This window comes from Marinobacter lacisalsi (assembly GCF_042651045.1).
Taxonomy (GTDB): Bacteria; Pseudomonadota; Gammaproteobacteria; order Pseudomonadales; family Oleiphilaceae; genus Marinobacter; species Marinobacter lacisalsi.
In genome coordinates this window covers 15,627-31,483 of record NZ_JBHSDI010000009.1, presented here as the reverse complement: position 1 = coordinate 31,483, position 15,857 = coordinate 15,627, and the positions used below count along the sequence as shown (strand labels likewise).

The following is a 15,857-nucleotide window of genomic DNA, read 5'->3' as shown; positions in this document are numbered from 1 at the left end:
GAGGTGGCGCCATCTTCTGGAGAATGGCTTCCTTACGTTCCGGCGAGTAATAGGGCATGGTTGTCCTCTGAAATCATCAGGCGACAACTACGCTGACACATAGGGGGTGTAGTCCACCAGTTCCAGGTAATCCCGGAGGCTGAACAGAATGCCGCGCTGCATGTCATTCCGCTCATTACCCTTAAAGTTCAGGAGGGGCTTCAGGGATACCGGGAATTGGCGGAGGTACCCGGAATCCAGCTGATTCTGGATGGCCTGCGACAGGTCAAACTGCGGTGCCAGTCTCTCCTTGATACTGGTGTGGTCCGAGTTCTCCGGGGTATCGGCCATGGCCGCTCTCACCGGGTTCAGGTCCACGTAGGCCATGCAACTGAGTATGGCTTCTTCGGTTAAAAGCGCCTGGGACTTGAACCGGGATTCCCAGAAATGGCCGGTGCAGTCATCCTCCCGGTTCGCCTCTCTGGCAATCGGTTCATTCAGACACTTCATGAACCAACTGAGATCTGCCAGGCGTTTCCGGTAGACGGCGACCGTACGTTCCAGGAACCGGCGCTCAGAATCCGCCAGAGACTCCCCTTTCAGGTATCGCTGGACAATAAGCGGGCCCTTGTAGAGGCTGCCCCACCTGGCCATCATGGCCTGAGGTCTACTTTTGAACCCCGCTAAAAATGGGGGGATTACCGGTGTTCATAGTTCTTGCCGGTCTGACGATCGTAACCGCACAGGAACGTGCGGCGAACGCATCGGGAAACGACGTGGTAGTACGGGGTGTCGCTGACGGCAACGAGTTGCTCTCGGGGGCGAGTCATGGAAGTCCCTTCCTGGTTGGTGTCCAGTCAGGGACTATGTTCGAATTGTGCTATTGACTCAAGATCGTCAATCACGACGTGAAGCGTCAATAAACGGGATTAAAAAAACCGAAAAAAACCGGGACAGACCTATTTATCCGTCCCAGCTTCATGTTTCCGCAGTGGTAAAGCTTTTTAACTGGTTACTTTGAGCGCCTCATCAAAAAAAACACGATCGCTCCGATCAGAATAGAAATCGCCAGATAACTAGGCAATGTAACAGAGAAGACAAACCTTGATCCTTCCAAACGTTGCTCGTCCGTCAGAACAGAATCCGTAATGGCATTGTAGCTATATAAAAACGCCAGAAAACCGGACACCAATGTCACGATAGCTACAAAACCAGCAGACAGGAACGCCCGCTTACCTTGTGACATCACTTAACCTCCCAGAACCAGATCTTCTTACTGTTATTCAAGTCTGAAACCATACCGAAGAATTCTGCAAAGGACCGATATAGCATCGACGAGCTGGTGATTTCATTATTGTTCCATAAATCAATATGATCGCCACTTCGGTTGACGTCTGTCTCATTGCCTCTTTGCCAATAGTCCTTAAAAAAGACGATACCGGTCCTGCCTTCGAGGTCATCCTGGAACGTCGCGGGGTCAATCTGCTCTTTCTGCCCCAGCCCTTTGATACTGGCTTTACTAAGCCATTGGGCAAGATCTTCAGCAAGTAACACATGCTCCATACCATCGTGCGACCAGCATTTGTTGCCAGGGATGTTGTTCGTCGACAGGCCAGAACGGATGAGAGCTTCACTTAGTAAAATTGCACAATAGTTTCCGAAAGGTCTTGAACTGCTTGCCTGCTGATTCTGACACTTGGCTTTGATTACAGATTTTTCAGGAAAATCACTCCATAGTTTGCTGAACTCTAGCATCTGAATATCCCTATCATTCATCGATACCGTGTTTGGTCGGTGTGCACACGCAGGAAGGAACAAAACGAGGTTAATTGGCCAGCGCTTCCTTCCATGAACCGCTACTGCAACTTTATTGAGCCTACCTCGAGTGCAGAAGAACTTCAATGAACCAGGCGCCAAACATCAAGATGGCCCACAGCCGAGGCGTTGCTAGGGACAGGCGTTGCTATAGATGGCTAGGGACAGGCGTTGCTATAGATGGGGAGCGAAATCTGGACAGACACTCGAAAAAATACGTCAAAACAATGAAATAACGCGAATAGCCGGAACAGACGCCACGAACGCTCCTCCAAAAGTTTACCGGCGCCATGCATGGAAGCATGCCGAGCCCACTCAGTCAGTCAGATCCAACATGGCTATAACCATTTGTGACGCTCGTACCGAGGATGGAACAGTCCTGTCGTCAAAGCGGGCTTACCCATAGCAGTATGATTGGCTACAGTGTTTTTACACCGAAGTTAGCATGAAAGGAATCAGTTATGGGCTGCTACAAGGACGGTGATTTTCACCGCTATTTCAAAGAAAACATGAATGACCTGGGCCTGCCGGTGCCAGAAGGCATTTTCGACTCCTACACGGCGGCCACCTCCAACGTCACTGTACTATTTGCCGCCCTGAAGACTCTGGGCAGTGGCGCCACCATGGGCGAATTGGTGGGTGCCACAGTCGGATTCGAAAAGCTGTTGGTAGCGGGCGCCGTGGGTGCATCTTACTACCTGGGAGCCGCAGTGGGCAGCGTGGCCGTTGCAACCGGTCGGTCTCTCAGTTGTGGCACTCGAATGTCGGACCTGTTTGCGCTTATCGAGGAGCACGACATGGAGTTTTCCAACTGGGACATTTTCTTCCAGGCTAATCCCGGCATCATTCAGCCAGGGCACCCTTCCAGAAGAATGCTTGCTGCCCGAGGCACTCATCAGCCCCAGAGCTTCGAGTTTAGCGTATGAGCCAGACGCTAAAATCCATTGGGTTCCTGTTGTTCGGGCTGGTGGCAGCGGCCCTGAGTCATTTTGCCTGGCAGACCGGCGGTAGATGGGTATTCCTGGTGCTACTTACCGTCGCGCTGATTGCTCTTTTCCGCCACCTTAAGCCGCCGAAATTCCGAAAGTGACTCCTTTCCCGCAGGGGATTAACCGCGAAGGTGATGGCTGGGACAGGCGCCGCCAATGAAGAAGCGCTACTGTCTGGCTGAAAGCTCGCCGGAAGACGCATTGGCTCATGGGATCACGAGAAGCATTAAATGTTGTCGATGCGCTGAGTCCGCTATTGCCTGCCACCTTTGCAGATATTCCTAAAAAGTAATACATCATTATAGTTAAGGAAAACTTATGTCAGAAATAAATGAAGACACACTAAATAAAATTGAGGCCGAATACTCCAAGTGGGGGGAGTATCTCAACGGCGGCCTTGGCCTATTATCATTTTCGTTTGGCTTATCATGCCTAGGTACGCCGAGACCTGACATTACAGGTTCTATTTCATTAGTGTTCATTATAATTTTTTCAATTTACGGAAAAGAGCATTTTCCTGAAAAACTGAAGGAGCTTCGTAAAAAAGAGCTCTCAGGCGTTGACGAACTGACTCTGTTGCGTATTGAAAAAAGGTACTTTGGGATTTCGGCATTGTTCAGAAATTTTCCAGTCTACCTTATAGGTTGGACATTTTTAGGGCTAGTTGCCATATATGGTGTTGCCACCAATTCTGGCTGGTTATGAAGGATGGACGAATAGCTGGAGGGATAGCCGGGACATGACATAATTGGGACAGGCGCAGCCAAAGAAGAAGCTTCCAACTCCCATCCCTGCCACAGCGAATCACAGCTCAGTTTCGCCAGCCACCCCAAAACTGATCAACGAATGAGCGATTCGGGTGATTTTCGACCATTTCGCTCGAATTCAGATCGAGCAAGGCCCCTGACAGGGTGTCAGTACGCGATGGGTTGCTGACAAAGGACTTGCTCAGGCCGCTCGTCGTCGCCTGCCCTGCTCTGCCCGCAGGTTCTGGGCGTAACGGGCCTCGAATTCTCAGGTCTTTTGAAGCCTTGTGTCCGGCAAAATCCTGGATCGGCCTGGATTGGTAGCAGGTTGTCGCGAACGTGGTCCCATTTGAGTGACATGCGTTCGGCCATGATTGGCCATAATTCCACCCGATTACGCCCTCATTTACGCAGGCTGCTCGCGTAAAATCAGTCCAACTCTTTCATGTCGACGTCTCTACCACTAACCATTGTGCCCTCGCGGTACTCGCTCTTAGTCGTACAGTCGGCGACTAGACAGCAAAGTTCTCAAGCCAAGTGGGCGAAACGACGTTATGATTTTTTACTCGTTATCTGTATTGGTTGCAGTGATTTCCGGTTTGTTTCTCGCCTATGACAAGCTCTCCCGCCCTTTCTTCATTTTGATGCTGGTCGGCATTTTGCTTTGCCTTGTTCTGGCTTTCAAAAGCTACGAAAGAAGCTTTATGCTGAGCTTTGTCCCCGATGCGCTAGGCGTCAGTTCAGTCTCTTACAGTCAAGAGGAGTCTTGGGGCTTCGGACCGGGTGGTAACGAAGCCGGAATAAGGGTTTACGTACTTCCTGACCATATTAGCGAAGATATTGCCCGTCATGGAATCGACTTTTTTGACAATATGCGCCCTAATGAACGACAGACAAATCGCGGCTGGCGCGGACGCTATCGTCAATGGCAAACCACTCCTCTGGCAGAAAGCGCGCTTTGGAAGAAGAACAGAGAAACCGGCAGGTTCGTTATCTACGATTATGTGTGCAGATATGGGTTTTGTATCGATATTGACCAAGACGTGATTGATCAAGCGACAGAAATAGTTAATAGCAAAGGCAGCTACTACGCCTACGGTCGCATCGGGATGATCGTCGTGAGTCCTGAAAACAACATGGTTCTGTATCTATACAACGGATAGTCCGACGGAGAATCGCGCCTAGGTCAAAGAAGACCATGAACGGGCACTCGAAACCCCATCCACGGCTTACGGAGCGTGGGGCGCGAGGAGGGGTACGCCGCTCCGAACCATTGGTCTCGATACATCAACTATACTTTACGTCTTACACGCAACCATAACCCCGCAAGCGCCAATGACAGTAGCCCCAATGAGCCAGGCTCAGGAACGTCGACTGGATCTCCGTTGGCATACGCGACAATACCGCCAGCACTGAAATTGCCATTGATATCCAGCTGTGAGAACGAACTACCGCTCAGTGTGCCCGCCAGCAGGCTCTGCAAGCTGTCAAAACTGGCGAGAAAAACCTCCTCACCGCCGTTTCTGTCGGCATCCGACTCCAGCAACAGCTGATACAACAGACCATCAAACGCCAGCCCACCCACACTGAAATTGGCATTCACGTCTAGTTGAGAAAAGGAAGAGCCTGACACGGTGCCATCGATCAAGCTCTGGTAGCTGTCAAAGCTGGCGAGAAATAGCTCCTCACCGCCGCTTCTGTCGGCATCCGATTCCAACAACAACTGGTACGACAAACCATCGAATGCCAATCCGCCCACACGGAAATTGGCATTAATGTCTAGCTGAGAAAAGGAAGAACCAGATACGGTGCCATTGACCAGATTCTGGTAACTGTCGAAGCTGGCGAGAAATACTTCTTCTCCCCCGTTTCTGTCGATATCTGATTCCAGTAACAAATGGTACAGCAGTCCATCAAACGCCATTCCCCCTACACTGAAATTGGCATTCACGTCTAATTGAGAGAATGATGAACCAGCCACGGTGCCATCGACCAGACCCTGGTAACTGCCAAAGTTGGCAAGAAACACCTCGTTCCCTCCATTTCTGTCGGTATTCGATTCCAGCAAAAGATCGATTGGTATTGCCTGCACTTGCGCACTGGCGGAGAGTAACGCTATCAGGGTGATAACGGAAAAACCGGATCGAATAACCATAGCCGATTCCTTGTTGATTTGAACCCACTCAAAACCAAGCATTATTGACGCCAGAAACAATTAGCGTTCTGATTCAAACGACTGGCCTCAGGCCGCATAACGGCATGTAAGTAATATCGACACTTCGAAGCAACCCGTGGCCAATCCAGGCAGATCATGATGGGAGGAAGCGGTGAAGCTGGACAGGCACCCGACAGGTGTTAAAGCGGGTAAGAGAGCGCCCGTAAATACCGTTATTGACGATAGCGAGCGATTTCGAGGTCACACCTTTGTTGCCATGAGGTCAGACGGGCTACTAGGGACAGCCGCACCCCTCTGGTAGCCTGTTGCTATTGTATTACTAAGGGCCATGATGACTGGTTAAAACGAGAGTGGAGTTGGCAGAGGAAAGAAATCTCGATGAATAGACATCCCTTGAAAGGGTTCTCCGCCCTATGGTGCGTCGGTTGCCTCGTTGCATTCCTTGCGTTGCCGCGCGTCTCGGTGGGACAAAGCGAACTCACCTTTGCATTCGCCGAGAACTCACCGCCCTACAGTTTCACCCATGAGGAGAAGGCAGATGGGCTGCTACCCGATTTGGTGCAGCTAGTGTTCAGCTTTATCCCTGACTACACTGCGGAAAGTGTGGTGATGCCGTGGCCAAGGGCGCAGTACAACGTCAGGCTGGGCTTTACGGATGGCCTTCTTACCTATCCGTCGAAGGAGCGAAAGGAATACGTGATTTTTTCAGCTATGCCGCTCTTCACTCAGGATTTTGGTTATCTGGTTTACTCGGCTGATAACCCCAATAAAGATCTTATCGAAACAGCTTCCAGCTTCGCAGACCTGTCCGGTCTGAAGGTGATCGTCGAGAAAGGCTCAAAATGGGAAGAAAACAATATCCCCGACTATCTGGAGCGGGTGCCGGGCCGGGACGCGGATATCAGGATGCATCTTCTCATGCGACGGGAAGCCGGTGACTTTCTGGTACAGCCCGCTGAAAATGCCCGATTCATCGCTCGAAAATTTGGCTACACGGAGAACCTGAAAGTTCGAAAGGTTGATTTTATTCCGAATTCCCAGATCCCTTTTCATGTTGGCGTTTCGCGAGAGTATCCGTCCTCTCTTGATGTGATCAATCAGGTCGACCAGGTCATGCAGAGTCCTGAATTCCAGACACGACTGAACATCCTTACCGAAAGTTATCGATAAGGTGGGTGTTGCACCGAAAAACCATGTTCAGGCACCGGCAAAACGAGGTATTGCATTTATTTACAACTGACCGATTGCACAGCAGTACTACGTGAAGAATAATCCCGACTCCTACCCTCTCAGTGAGTTTATACGCCCGAATATGAAATCAGCCAACATCACGATTGCTTTTGTTCTCTGCTCCCTTGCCGTAACAACCGTATCCGCCAATGAGTTGCCCCGGCGCCTTGATGCCAATACTGTCTGGGAATCGGTGGTGTCACACCCAAATAACCGAATTGAGTATACTTATACGATAAATCTCCAAGGTACCGAACTGGCATCAGCGACCGGCGCTGAGTTACACAACCAGTTCCATAGCGCTGTATTCGCCAATTGTAACAGCCCGATCCTGGCAAACCGATCGAACTACCGGTTGTCCTTCCGATACGACATTCCCGAGCGAGAAGATGTCAAAGTGTTCGAACTAACGCCCTCTACGTGTAGGGACTACCGCTCGAAACGCTAGCCCGGAACAAAGCTGGGAAACCGGAATCTGGACAAATCTGGACAGGGATAGCTGGGTGTCTCTAACGGCAACGAGTTGCTCCCGGGGGCGAGTCATCGCAACCGGGACAGACCTATTTTTCGTGCTTCTCTGCTCGCTGGTTCCTGACATCACGGGCTTCGAGCGCGCAGGCTTCCTTCAACAACTCTTCTGGCGATAGTTCCAGGCGGGTCAGGATGGGCGGGGCAGGCTCATGTATGTAGCTCAGTTGGACGCTCCGGGTACTCCGGACTCGAAGGTGTTGAATCCGGGATAAGGGCCAGCGAAATCGGTTTGCCAGGAGGGGCGATCCTACCTACTCTGAGAGAATCATCCACCAATAGAAAATTCTGCGGTATTTCTTTTCATCCGCCCCAGGGAGGGGAATGAAAATGAACATACGCTTTAATCCTCTTTTCGTTGTCGGTGTTTTATTACTTCTGGCCGGCCCTGTCAGGTCATACGGAGTCCTGATTGATTTCGACGACTTACCCACCCAGATTGATCCGAGCGAACGATGTGCAGATTGGTTTCCCGGATCAAACTGTGTAGACGACCAATATCTGCATCCCGGAGTACGCTTTGAAGGGCTAATGGTCTATTCGCCCGCTGGCCACTACCCATTTACTGAGTTGGCGTCCGGGAATGCGGTCGTCAATTGGTCAGGCGTAAGATTCAACCTCTTTTTTTCCGATTGGGCCCGGCCTGATTACGTCAGCTTCTATGCATGGACAAGGATGTTTGGTGGTGTTTTTGCCAGGGCCTATGACGAAAACGGTGCCGTCATTGCCGATGTCCAGGCAGAGCCGGAGGTCGCCTATCCTGACGAGGACCACTGGCGATACACTCTTCCCCCCACCCATATCGCAATCTCGGCACAGGACATCAGCCGCGTAGAAATCCAAGGTCTCCCCAATCGTCGAGGCAACCTTCATATGGATATATGTTTATTTCGGAGACATGCCGCCGACGGCGGTAACAGAATCTTCAACTCTTGCATTGCTGCTCATAATTGGGTTTGCCCTATTTCTCCAGACACGACCAGGCAAACGCCAGGCTATCTAGCTTTAATGAGATAGGCACTCCAAGAAGAATGAATGGAAAATGCGCTCATAAACGCGATTACGAATCAAGCTGGACGGGCCCCCAGAAAAGTAATATCGGAAACAGTAGCAAGTTGGTCGCCCAAGGCCTCTCGACATAATCAATTTCCATACAGATGGCGACTTTTTCACCGAACCCGTCAAATTTGGCGCAATTTCTACGAATTCAGGAGAAACGTGATCCCTGGCTATCGGCCAGTTCCATAATGTTCTCAGGTTGGGTGGTGTTCAGGCCGCTCGTCGTCGCCTGCTCTCCCCGTGGGTTCGGGACGTAGCGCGTCTTGAGCTCGCAGTTCTCCTATGCCCAGTGATCTGATCAGGCAAATAGACCCACTCGCGCCTAAATGAACCGGGATAATGACATATTTTGGAGAACATCCTTGAAACCTCGGTCGCCTGATGAGCGATACAAAAATACACATGTAAAATTTTGCAAATCAAATAAGATAATCGGTATTTCTTTTTAACATAAATGCTATTATAGAAAAAGAATTTAAATCAGTAATACTATCATCTTGCCTGCATTGCTCACACGCAAACTTTATAGAGTTAATCTATCCTAACAAGGAACTAATATAACCGTGTTCGCATTTATTGTTCTTGTTTTTGCCGTCATTATTTGCTGGAACATTTACTTACATATAAAAAAATACAGCATCCATCCAACGTTTGAAGATTATAAGGCTTCTCATCCGGACAGCGTGAAGAAAGGCCGAGTTACATGCCATTCATGCGGGGGGACTCATCTTCAAATCAGGGGACTGGACAGCGCAACGGACCGCCGGCGAATACATATTTGCGTTACCTGTGGAAAAACGTTGTACCGCAGCCGTAACTAGTGTGCCCGATCCTGGCAAACCGTCGCTAAAACCGGGAAAGATCTGTCTTCAGATCCCGGATATTTTATACAGCCAGATCATTCCCGATGTGCGGGTCACAGGGAGCCGCGAATAAATGGCTACCTGATTCCGGCAACCTGCCTCTGCCAGGAGCTGGTGGGCCCTTGGGCCCGTCGGGCAGTCAGCGTAGTTGGCTGCTTGTGAGTATTACTCCTATGCTCTGTTGATGGCATGGGAGCGCCCATCGCACCGGAGTATGCCCCCAAGACAAAAATGGCGAATACAAGGAGGGAAGCTCCGATGATCGAAAAGCCCGACGATATGGCGAAGCTACAGGAGAAACCATCCGGCAAGCGCTATGGGGTGGCAACCTATGCCAGGAAGAGCAAGCCCCAAAAAGCCATGCTGCTGGCCGGTTCCATTGTGTCCGGTGCGTTGACGGCGTCGATAACGACTGGCCTATCTACCAGTGTAAACGCGCAATCAGCAACGCTTTCGGCACAAGAGTCTGACCCGAACGTGATGGGATGGATGCAGGGCTTCCCGCCCCCGGCTGACAAGCTGATCACCCAGCCCGACAGCAATTATTTCAGTTTTCCCAGGTTGCGCTGGTCAGTCTGCCACCTGCGCGAATTCCTGCCCACTGAGGAAGTCAGTCGCGGTCTCGGCGCGCCGGTCCCACTGCCCTACCCGTCGCCGGCGCGTTTCGCCCAATTGGCCCGCGACATCGACGCGTTGACCTTCATGCCGATGGATGCGAACGAGGAGATGTCCTGGGAGGAGAGCCTTTATGCCAACTACACCGACGGGATGCTGATCCTGCACCAGGGCGAGGTCGTCTACGAACGCTACTTTGGCTGCATCGACGAAGGCGGCAAGCATGCCATCATGTCGATGACGAAATCGATCACTGGTCTGCTGGGTGAAATCCTTGTGGCTGAAGGCGTTCTTGACGACACGTTGCTGGTCCGGGACGTGATCCCCGAGATCGGCGACAGTGCCTTCGCCACCGCGACCGTGCGGGAGGTTATGGATATGACCACGGGCGTCCAGTACTCAGAGGATTACGCGGACCCCAGCGCGGATATCTGGGTCTACTCGCGCGCCGCCAGCCCTTTTCCGAAGCCGGAGGATTACGAAGGTCCAGACGGGTACTGGGAGTACCTCCAGCAGGTTAAGGCTGACGGCGAGCATGGGGCCGAGTTCCACTACAAGACGATCAATTCCGACATGCTTGGCTGGGTCATCAGTCGCGTGACCGGTAAGTCTTTGACCGACCTGACCTCCGAGCGGCTCTGGAGCCGTATGGGCACCGAACAGGATGCCTACCAGACCGTCGATGGAAAGGGTATACCCTTTGCGGGCGGCGGCGTGTCAGCGGGGCTGCGTGACCTTGGAAGGCTGGGAACTCTGATACTGAACCGTGGAGAGATCAACGGCGAGCGCCTGTTCCCGGCCAAAGTCGTCGACACTATCGCCGCCGGTGGCGACCAGTCCAGGTTTGGGGGCTTCCCCACCATCCCCAACGGCAGCTACACCAGCCAGTGGTGGGTCTTCCATAATGACCATGGCGCCTTTGCCGCACGCGGTGTTCACGGGCAAACCATCTATGTCGATCCCACGGCCGACATGGTCCTTGTCCGGCTCGCCTCGTTCCCGCAGGCCCAGAACGGCTTCATCGATCCAACGTCGCTGCCTGCCTATCAGGCAGTGGCGGAATTCCTGATGCAGCGTTGAGTGGGGGGCACGTTCTGGCGGTGGGTGATCTTCTGCCTGCTTGCTCGAGTTCAAGCGAGGCAAGGCCCCTGACAGGACCCGGGTCAGGAATACCTGTTTGCCGGGCCGCTGCCCGAGCGACATCTTGCTGCTCTGGCTTCAGTGTGAGCGGTCAGGCTGTCTCTTATCTATTCAGCCAGCCCAGTTCACAGGTGAACCCAGCAGCGCACAGAAGGCCTCCTCCCTAACCGCCCGGCTGAAGTAGAAGCCCTGATAGGTATGGCACTCCTGCTGCTGCAGGAAGGCCAGCTGTTCAGCGGTTTCCACGCCCTCGGCGATCAGCTCCATATTCAGGCTGCGGGCCATGACGATGATGGCGCGGACAATCTCGGCGTCATTGCTGTCACGGGTGCAGTCGTTGATGAATGACTGGTCGATCTTGAGCAGGTCTACCGGCAACCGTTTGAGATAACTCAGCGAAGAGTAGCCAGTGCCGAAATCGTCAATCGCGAAACGGATGCCCATGTCACGCAGCTCGTTCATCTTCTCCACGGTGTCGGATATGTTGTGGATCATGATGCTTTCAGTGATTTCCAGTTTCAGGCACTGAACGGGTATCTGGTGTTGGGCAATGGCTGCCCCTACCTGGGCGACAAAATTGGCCTGGCGAAACTGCCGGGGGCTTATATTGATGCTGAGGCTGAACTGGTCAGCGGCAATCAACTCCCGGTCGAGAAGACGGGCCACGAAACTGCATGCCTCGTGCAGAACCCAGTGGCCAGCTTCGAGGATCATACCGCTCTCTTCGAGCACATGCATGAAAGTGCCCGGGCCGGTCAGCCCCGTTTCGGAGTGCTGCCAGCGCAACAGGGCCTCAGCACCGGTTATGCGCTGCGTGCGGGCATCAACCTGTGGCTGGTAGTGCAACCGGAATTCCCCCTCCAGCAGCGCCTGGCGCAGCTCGGCTTCCAGTTGCAGTCGCTGGCTGACGACCACCTGCATCTGCGGTTCAAAAAAAGCGATGCTGTTGCGCCCGCTGGCCTTGACCCCATACAGCGCGGTATCGGCATGCTTGAGCAGATCTTCCGGTGTATTGCCGTGCTCGGATGACAGGGCAATGCCGATGCTGCAGCTCAGTTGCAGCCCGTGACCCTCAATGCTCATGGGTGCGGACACCGCCTCAAGGAGTTCGGCAGCGTTGATTCGTGCCGTTTCGGCACTCTGCTCCGGCTTGCCGGAGAGCCCGGTAATCAGGATGACAAATTCATCGCCCCCCAGGCGGGCGACCGTGTCGGCTTTACGCACCCGCGCCTGCAGGCGGCGACTTACCTCCTGCAGCACGGCGTCGCCGCAGGTGTGCCCCAGCGAGTCGTTGACGCGCTTGAAATGGTCCAGGTCGAAGAAGAGCAAGGCGCAACTCAGGCCATGGCGCTCGCCCAGGGCCAGATGCTGTTGCAGTCTGTCGTGCAGCAACAGGCGGTTGGGGAGGTCGGTCAGCGCATCGTGATAAGCCTGGTGCTTGACCCGCGCCTCGATACTTCTCTGCTCGGTGACATCCTTGAAGCAGGACAGTGTGCAGCGCTCATTACCGATCAGGATGAAGTTGCTGGACACCTCGCAATTCAGCGTGCGCCCATCCTTGGTAATAAGGTCAATTGGCTCGTTGCGCAGGCAGCGATCCCGTAGCAGTTTGTTGATGATTGCCGGACGTTTGTTCGGATAGCGCCAGAACCCGAATTCGGCTGCGGTCTTGCCGATTACATCCTCTGGCTGGTAGCCGAACACTTCGGTAAACCGGTGGTTGATCTCGGTGATCTGCGCACTGACCTTGTCGAACAGTACATAGGGCTCGGGAGAGTCGATGAACAGGGCAGCAAACTTGGCTTCGCTCTGCCTCAATTCCTGGTGGGCGCTGCTGCGTTCGGATATGTCATGGGCCATCGCCAGTCGGTAGGACTGGTCACCGATGCGAACCTGCTCGACATAGATCAGACAGGGTTTGGTCTGGCCGTCGTGGCATTGGAAGCGGGCTTCATGTTGCTGAATGCGGCCACTGGTGAACAACAGCCGGAGAAAACCGTCGCGTTGCTCCGGGCTGACCCAGAGAGGCAGCTCGGCGGAATGGTGACCGATAAACCGGGAAGCAGGCCAGCCGAATAAAACCTCGAATGTCGGGTTGACGGCCACCACGGTATCGTCGGCCCCGCGCACGAGCATGCAGGCTACAGGCAGTTGCCCAAGCAGGGCGATCAGATCGTGCTCCCGCGTTCCGTCGCGGCTCATTAGCGAGTCAGCCATAGTGTGCAGACGGCCAGGTAGTGCGCATTCATGTTTTTCGCTCTTTTTGTTACCTGGTCAAGTTAACGCTTTGCAATTATGGATACAAGGTTCCGCGGTTTTCCCGGCTGTCCGAAACCAAATCGTGAACAGGCATGCCCGGGGGAGAAGGCCGGAACCCCATGCCTTCACACCACGAACGGTCACTCTGAAACAGGGACAATCACGGGTGCTTTAACGGGCACCCGCGTGCGAGTGGGTTATGCAATTCGGCAGTACTGTGCGGCTTCTTAGAACGATGTTATTGGTTGGCTCGGTATCCTCCCCTGCCGCCTGCACTATACTGACAATCGAACTTGCACGCAGACTGATGAGGTAGAGCATCATAAGGGGACGCTGTATGGCTGGCCGACCGGATGTAGTGCTGTTCGATGTATTGGAAACCCTGATAGACCTGAACCCGTTGGCGGTGCGACTTGAGCAGGTCGGCCAACCAGCTTCGGTGCTGGGTCCGTGGTTCATGCGGTTTCAGCGCGATGCCATGGCAATGACGCTTGCAGGCGATGCTGCCCCCTTTGAGCCTTTTGCCCGGCAGGCGCTTCGCACCGAGACACAACACGCCCTCAGTGAGCGGGAAATCGACTACGTGGTCGACGGATTCGCTACCCTACCCACCTTCGACGACGCCAGACCGGCCCTGCAGACTTTGTCAGAAGCGGGGTTGACTGTTGGCTGTCTGACGGTGGGTTGTCCCGACAATACACGCCGTTTCCTCGAGAACGCCGGACTCGCCCGGTTTGTTGACCACGTTATCACTTCCCAGGATGCCGGTGTGTGGAAGCCTCACCCGGAGATCTACCGTTTTGCCGCAAAGCACGTCAACACACCCATCGAGCGCATGGCGCTGGTCGCCGTGCATGCCTGGGATTGCCATGGTGCCAAGCAGGCAGGCGCTTTGTCAGGGTGGTGTTCGCGCCTGGAAAACAAGCCGGGGGACGTATTCCTGACTCCGGATGTTATCGCCGACAGTCTGGTTGGCGTCGCCGACAAGCTACTGGCGTTGAATTAGCCAACTCCCAGGTTATTCCGGGTGATCTCGACTATCGTAGGCTGACTACATGATCTTCAGATCAGGGGACTGGACAGCGCTGCAGATCGTCGACGACCGGAAACCCGGACGGTACGGCAATCAGCCCCTGGCAAACTCCAGGTACCTGCTTGCTGCCTGCTTCTTTTCATCCTGGCTGTTGAGCAGCTCCAGACGTAGCCGGTCGATAATGCTGAAATAGTCTTTCAGGGGAGAGTCTTTTTCCCCGGAGTCCTTTGCCTGCTCTATAAAGGCCTGCTGCTTTTCCCGGATCTCATTGAGCTTGACCAGGGCCTTCTGAATGGCCTCTACCCTTGCGTCAACCGCTTCGCCCCCGGCCTGCCCTTCACGTCTGGTGCCACCCAGCGACGAAGAAACCGGCGGGGCCTGTTCCGTGTTCTGCTCAGCCAGGTCAAGTTCTTCCAGCGTGCGGACCTCGCCATCTGTTGTGAGATAGATGCCCGACGACTTGATCTGCCCAAGTGGCACCCCCTGTGGATTGGTCAGGGTGAAGCGGTCTTCCATACTGTCCACGTAGAGCGCCTGGACACCGACCTCCGCCAGGGAGCGCAGTTGTTGACCGTCTTCTGCCGTCTGCACCCAGACCGACAGGGACTGGAAGACCTCGTCAGTGGCATCAATCCAGCGGTTACCGTCATCATCGTAACTGGCCAGTTCGCTGAAACCGGAACCGGACTGCGGCCCGAACAGTTCGCTGCCATTGTCGACGTTACCGTTGCCATTGCGGTCAAATACCAGGTAACCGCTACCGCTGCCCAGGGACGCGTACTCACCGGTTTTGCCGTTGCCAGTCAGATCAAACTCGAAAAGGGTGTCGTTCAGGCGGGCAGTGGACGCTCCAAAGTTGATCACCAGTGGGTCAGTCAGGGGCCGTTCCTGAATCTGAACCAGTTCCGAGTACTCATAGGTCCTGGATTGCGACTGCCGGAGTGACAGGGTGAAGTCGATGGTTTCGCCATCCTCCAGTGTAATACTGCCAGTGGACGCCAGGTTGCGGGTCTCGCTCTCCGAGTAGAACAGGTACTGGCCCGCCGTCACTGCCAGGTTGCCCTTCACCTCGGCTCCGGCACCCTCGCCGAATGCCGACCGGCTGACGTTAAGTGCCTGCTGCCCCAGCAGGAAAAGCTCAGAGGATTTTTCCGCCAGTTCCGCGCTGGTAAATGATGCCGTCCGCCCATTACCACTGACCTGACTGGCGCTGCTGAAGGCCAACTGCTCCTGGCTGCTGTAGCGGTACGCCGCCTGCCGGAACAGGGACAACTCCGTTCCATTGACCTGCTGACCATTCTGCGGCGGCGCCGAAGCACTCTGGCTGATCCTCAGCTGGCTGGTATCCAGCACCGAAACCTGACGGGAGCTGCTGGAAAAGAGAGATATCTGACTGGATGAAATCACGGTGACCGGGCCTCTTGT

Annotated in this window: 15 protein-coding genes; 8 read left to right on the top strand and 7 right to left on the bottom strand. The window is 53.9% G+C overall.

Annotated features, from left to right (window positions below; translation table 11 throughout):
• Positions 1-87: 87 nt before the first annotated feature.
• The 4 genes from ACFOZ5_RS05875 to ACFOZ5_RS05860 all read right to left on the bottom strand — a co-directional run bounded on the left by ACFOZ5_RS05875 (position 88) and on the right by ACFOZ5_RS05860 (position 1,734).
• Positions 88-636: a hypothetical protein gene (locus tag ACFOZ5_RS05875; protein ID WP_379886091.1), complete on the bottom strand. Its 549-nt coding sequence runs from the start codon at positions 634-636 to the stop codon at positions 88-90.
• Between the two features lie 41 nt (positions 637-677).
• Complete coding sequence (locus ACFOZ5_RS05870) at positions 678-809, bottom strand: hypothetical protein (protein ID WP_379886090.1); 132 nt, start codon at positions 807-809, stop codon at positions 678-680.
• Between the two features lie 182 nt (positions 810-991).
• Positions 992-1,225: a hypothetical protein gene (locus ACFOZ5_RS05865; RefSeq protein WP_379886089.1), complete on the bottom strand. Its 234-nt coding sequence runs from the start codon at positions 1,223-1,225 to the stop codon at positions 992-994.
• Positions 1,225-1,734, bottom strand: coding sequence for a type VI secretion system amidase effector protein Tae4 (locus tag ACFOZ5_RS05860; protein ID WP_379886088.1), 510 nt, complete (start codon positions 1,732-1,734; stop codon positions 1,225-1,227). The genes ACFOZ5_RS05865 and ACFOZ5_RS05860 overlap by 1 nt, the downstream gene beginning before the upstream one ends.
• Before the next feature lie 521 nt (positions 1,735-2,255).
• Between ACFOZ5_RS05860 and ACFOZ5_RS05855 the strand changes: the two genes are divergently transcribed.
• From ACFOZ5_RS05855 to ACFOZ5_RS05840, 4 genes are all read left to right on the top strand, one after another.
• A complete protein-coding gene (locus ACFOZ5_RS05855) occupies positions 2,256-2,720 on the top strand; it encodes a hypothetical protein (protein ID WP_379886087.1) in 465 nt (154 codons plus the stop codon).
• Positions 2,717-2,884 (top strand): hypothetical protein, encoded by a 168-nt coding sequence (locus tag ACFOZ5_RS05850; RefSeq protein ID WP_379886086.1) that lies wholly within the window; start codon positions 2,717-2,719, stop codon positions 2,882-2,884. The genes ACFOZ5_RS05855 and ACFOZ5_RS05850 overlap by 4 nt, the downstream gene beginning before the upstream one ends.
• Positions 2,885-3,101: 217 nt before the next feature.
• A complete protein-coding gene (locus tag ACFOZ5_RS05845; RefSeq protein ID WP_379886085.1) occupies positions 3,102-3,488 on the top strand; it encodes a hypothetical protein in 387 nt (128 codons plus the stop codon).
• Between the two features lie 595 nt (positions 3,489-4,083).
• Positions 4,084-4,692, top strand: coding sequence for a hypothetical protein (locus tag ACFOZ5_RS05840; RefSeq protein WP_379886084.1), 609 nt, complete (start codon positions 4,084-4,086; stop codon positions 4,690-4,692).
• 128 nt (positions 4,693-4,820) lie between these two features.
• On the opposite strand, the gene ACFOZ5_RS05835 is transcribed toward ACFOZ5_RS05840, so the two are convergent.
• Positions 4,821-5,726 (bottom strand): PEP-CTERM sorting domain-containing protein, encoded by a 906-nt coding sequence (locus ACFOZ5_RS05835; RefSeq protein ID WP_379886083.1) that lies wholly within the window; start codon positions 5,724-5,726, stop codon positions 4,821-4,823.
• A gap of 357 nt (positions 5,727-6,083) precedes the next feature.
• On the opposite strand from ACFOZ5_RS05835, the gene ACFOZ5_RS05830 reads away from it, so the two are divergent.
• The 3 genes from ACFOZ5_RS05830 to ACFOZ5_RS05820 all read left to right on the top strand — a co-directional run bounded on the left by ACFOZ5_RS05830 (position 6,084) and on the right by ACFOZ5_RS05820 (position 11,080).
• Positions 6,084-6,875, top strand: a complete 792-nt coding sequence (locus ACFOZ5_RS05830; RefSeq protein WP_379886082.1) for a substrate-binding periplasmic protein — start codon at positions 6,084-6,086, stop codon at positions 6,873-6,875.
• Positions 6,876-7,787: 912 nt separating this feature from the next.
• The gene (locus tag ACFOZ5_RS05825; protein WP_379886081.1) at positions 7,788-8,480 is read left to right on the top strand and encodes a hypothetical protein; all 693 of its coding nucleotides are present in this window, start codon (positions 7,788-7,790) and stop codon (positions 8,478-8,480) included.
• A gap of 1,163 nt (positions 8,481-9,643) precedes the next feature.
• Positions 9,644-11,080, top strand: a complete 1,437-nt coding sequence (locus tag ACFOZ5_RS05820) for a serine hydrolase domain-containing protein (protein ID WP_379886080.1) — start codon at positions 9,644-9,646, stop codon at positions 11,078-11,080.
• Positions 11,081-11,251: 171 nt separating this feature from the next.
• Here the strand turns inward: ACFOZ5_RS05820 and ACFOZ5_RS05815 are convergent, their stop codons facing one another.
• Positions 11,252-13,357, bottom strand: a complete 2,106-nt coding sequence (locus ACFOZ5_RS05815; RefSeq protein ID WP_379886079.1) for a putative bifunctional diguanylate cyclase/phosphodiesterase — start codon at positions 13,355-13,357, stop codon at positions 11,252-11,254.
• Positions 13,358-13,736: 379 nt separating this feature from the next.
• On the opposite strand from ACFOZ5_RS05815, the gene ACFOZ5_RS05810 reads away from it, so the two are divergent.
• Positions 13,737-14,405 carry an HAD-IA family hydrolase gene (locus tag ACFOZ5_RS05810; RefSeq protein WP_379886078.1) on the top strand — a complete coding sequence of 223 codons (669 nt, stop codon included), beginning with the start codon at positions 13,737-13,739 and terminating at the stop codon, positions 14,403-14,405.
• 120 nt (positions 14,406-14,525) lie between these two features.
• Here ACFOZ5_RS05810 and ACFOZ5_RS05805 read toward each other — a convergent pair whose 3' ends face one another.
• Positions 14,526-15,839, bottom strand: coding sequence for a hypothetical protein (locus tag ACFOZ5_RS05805; protein ID WP_379886077.1), 1,314 nt, complete (start codon positions 15,837-15,839; stop codon positions 14,526-14,528).
• Positions 15,840-15,857 lie beyond the last annotated feature (18 nt).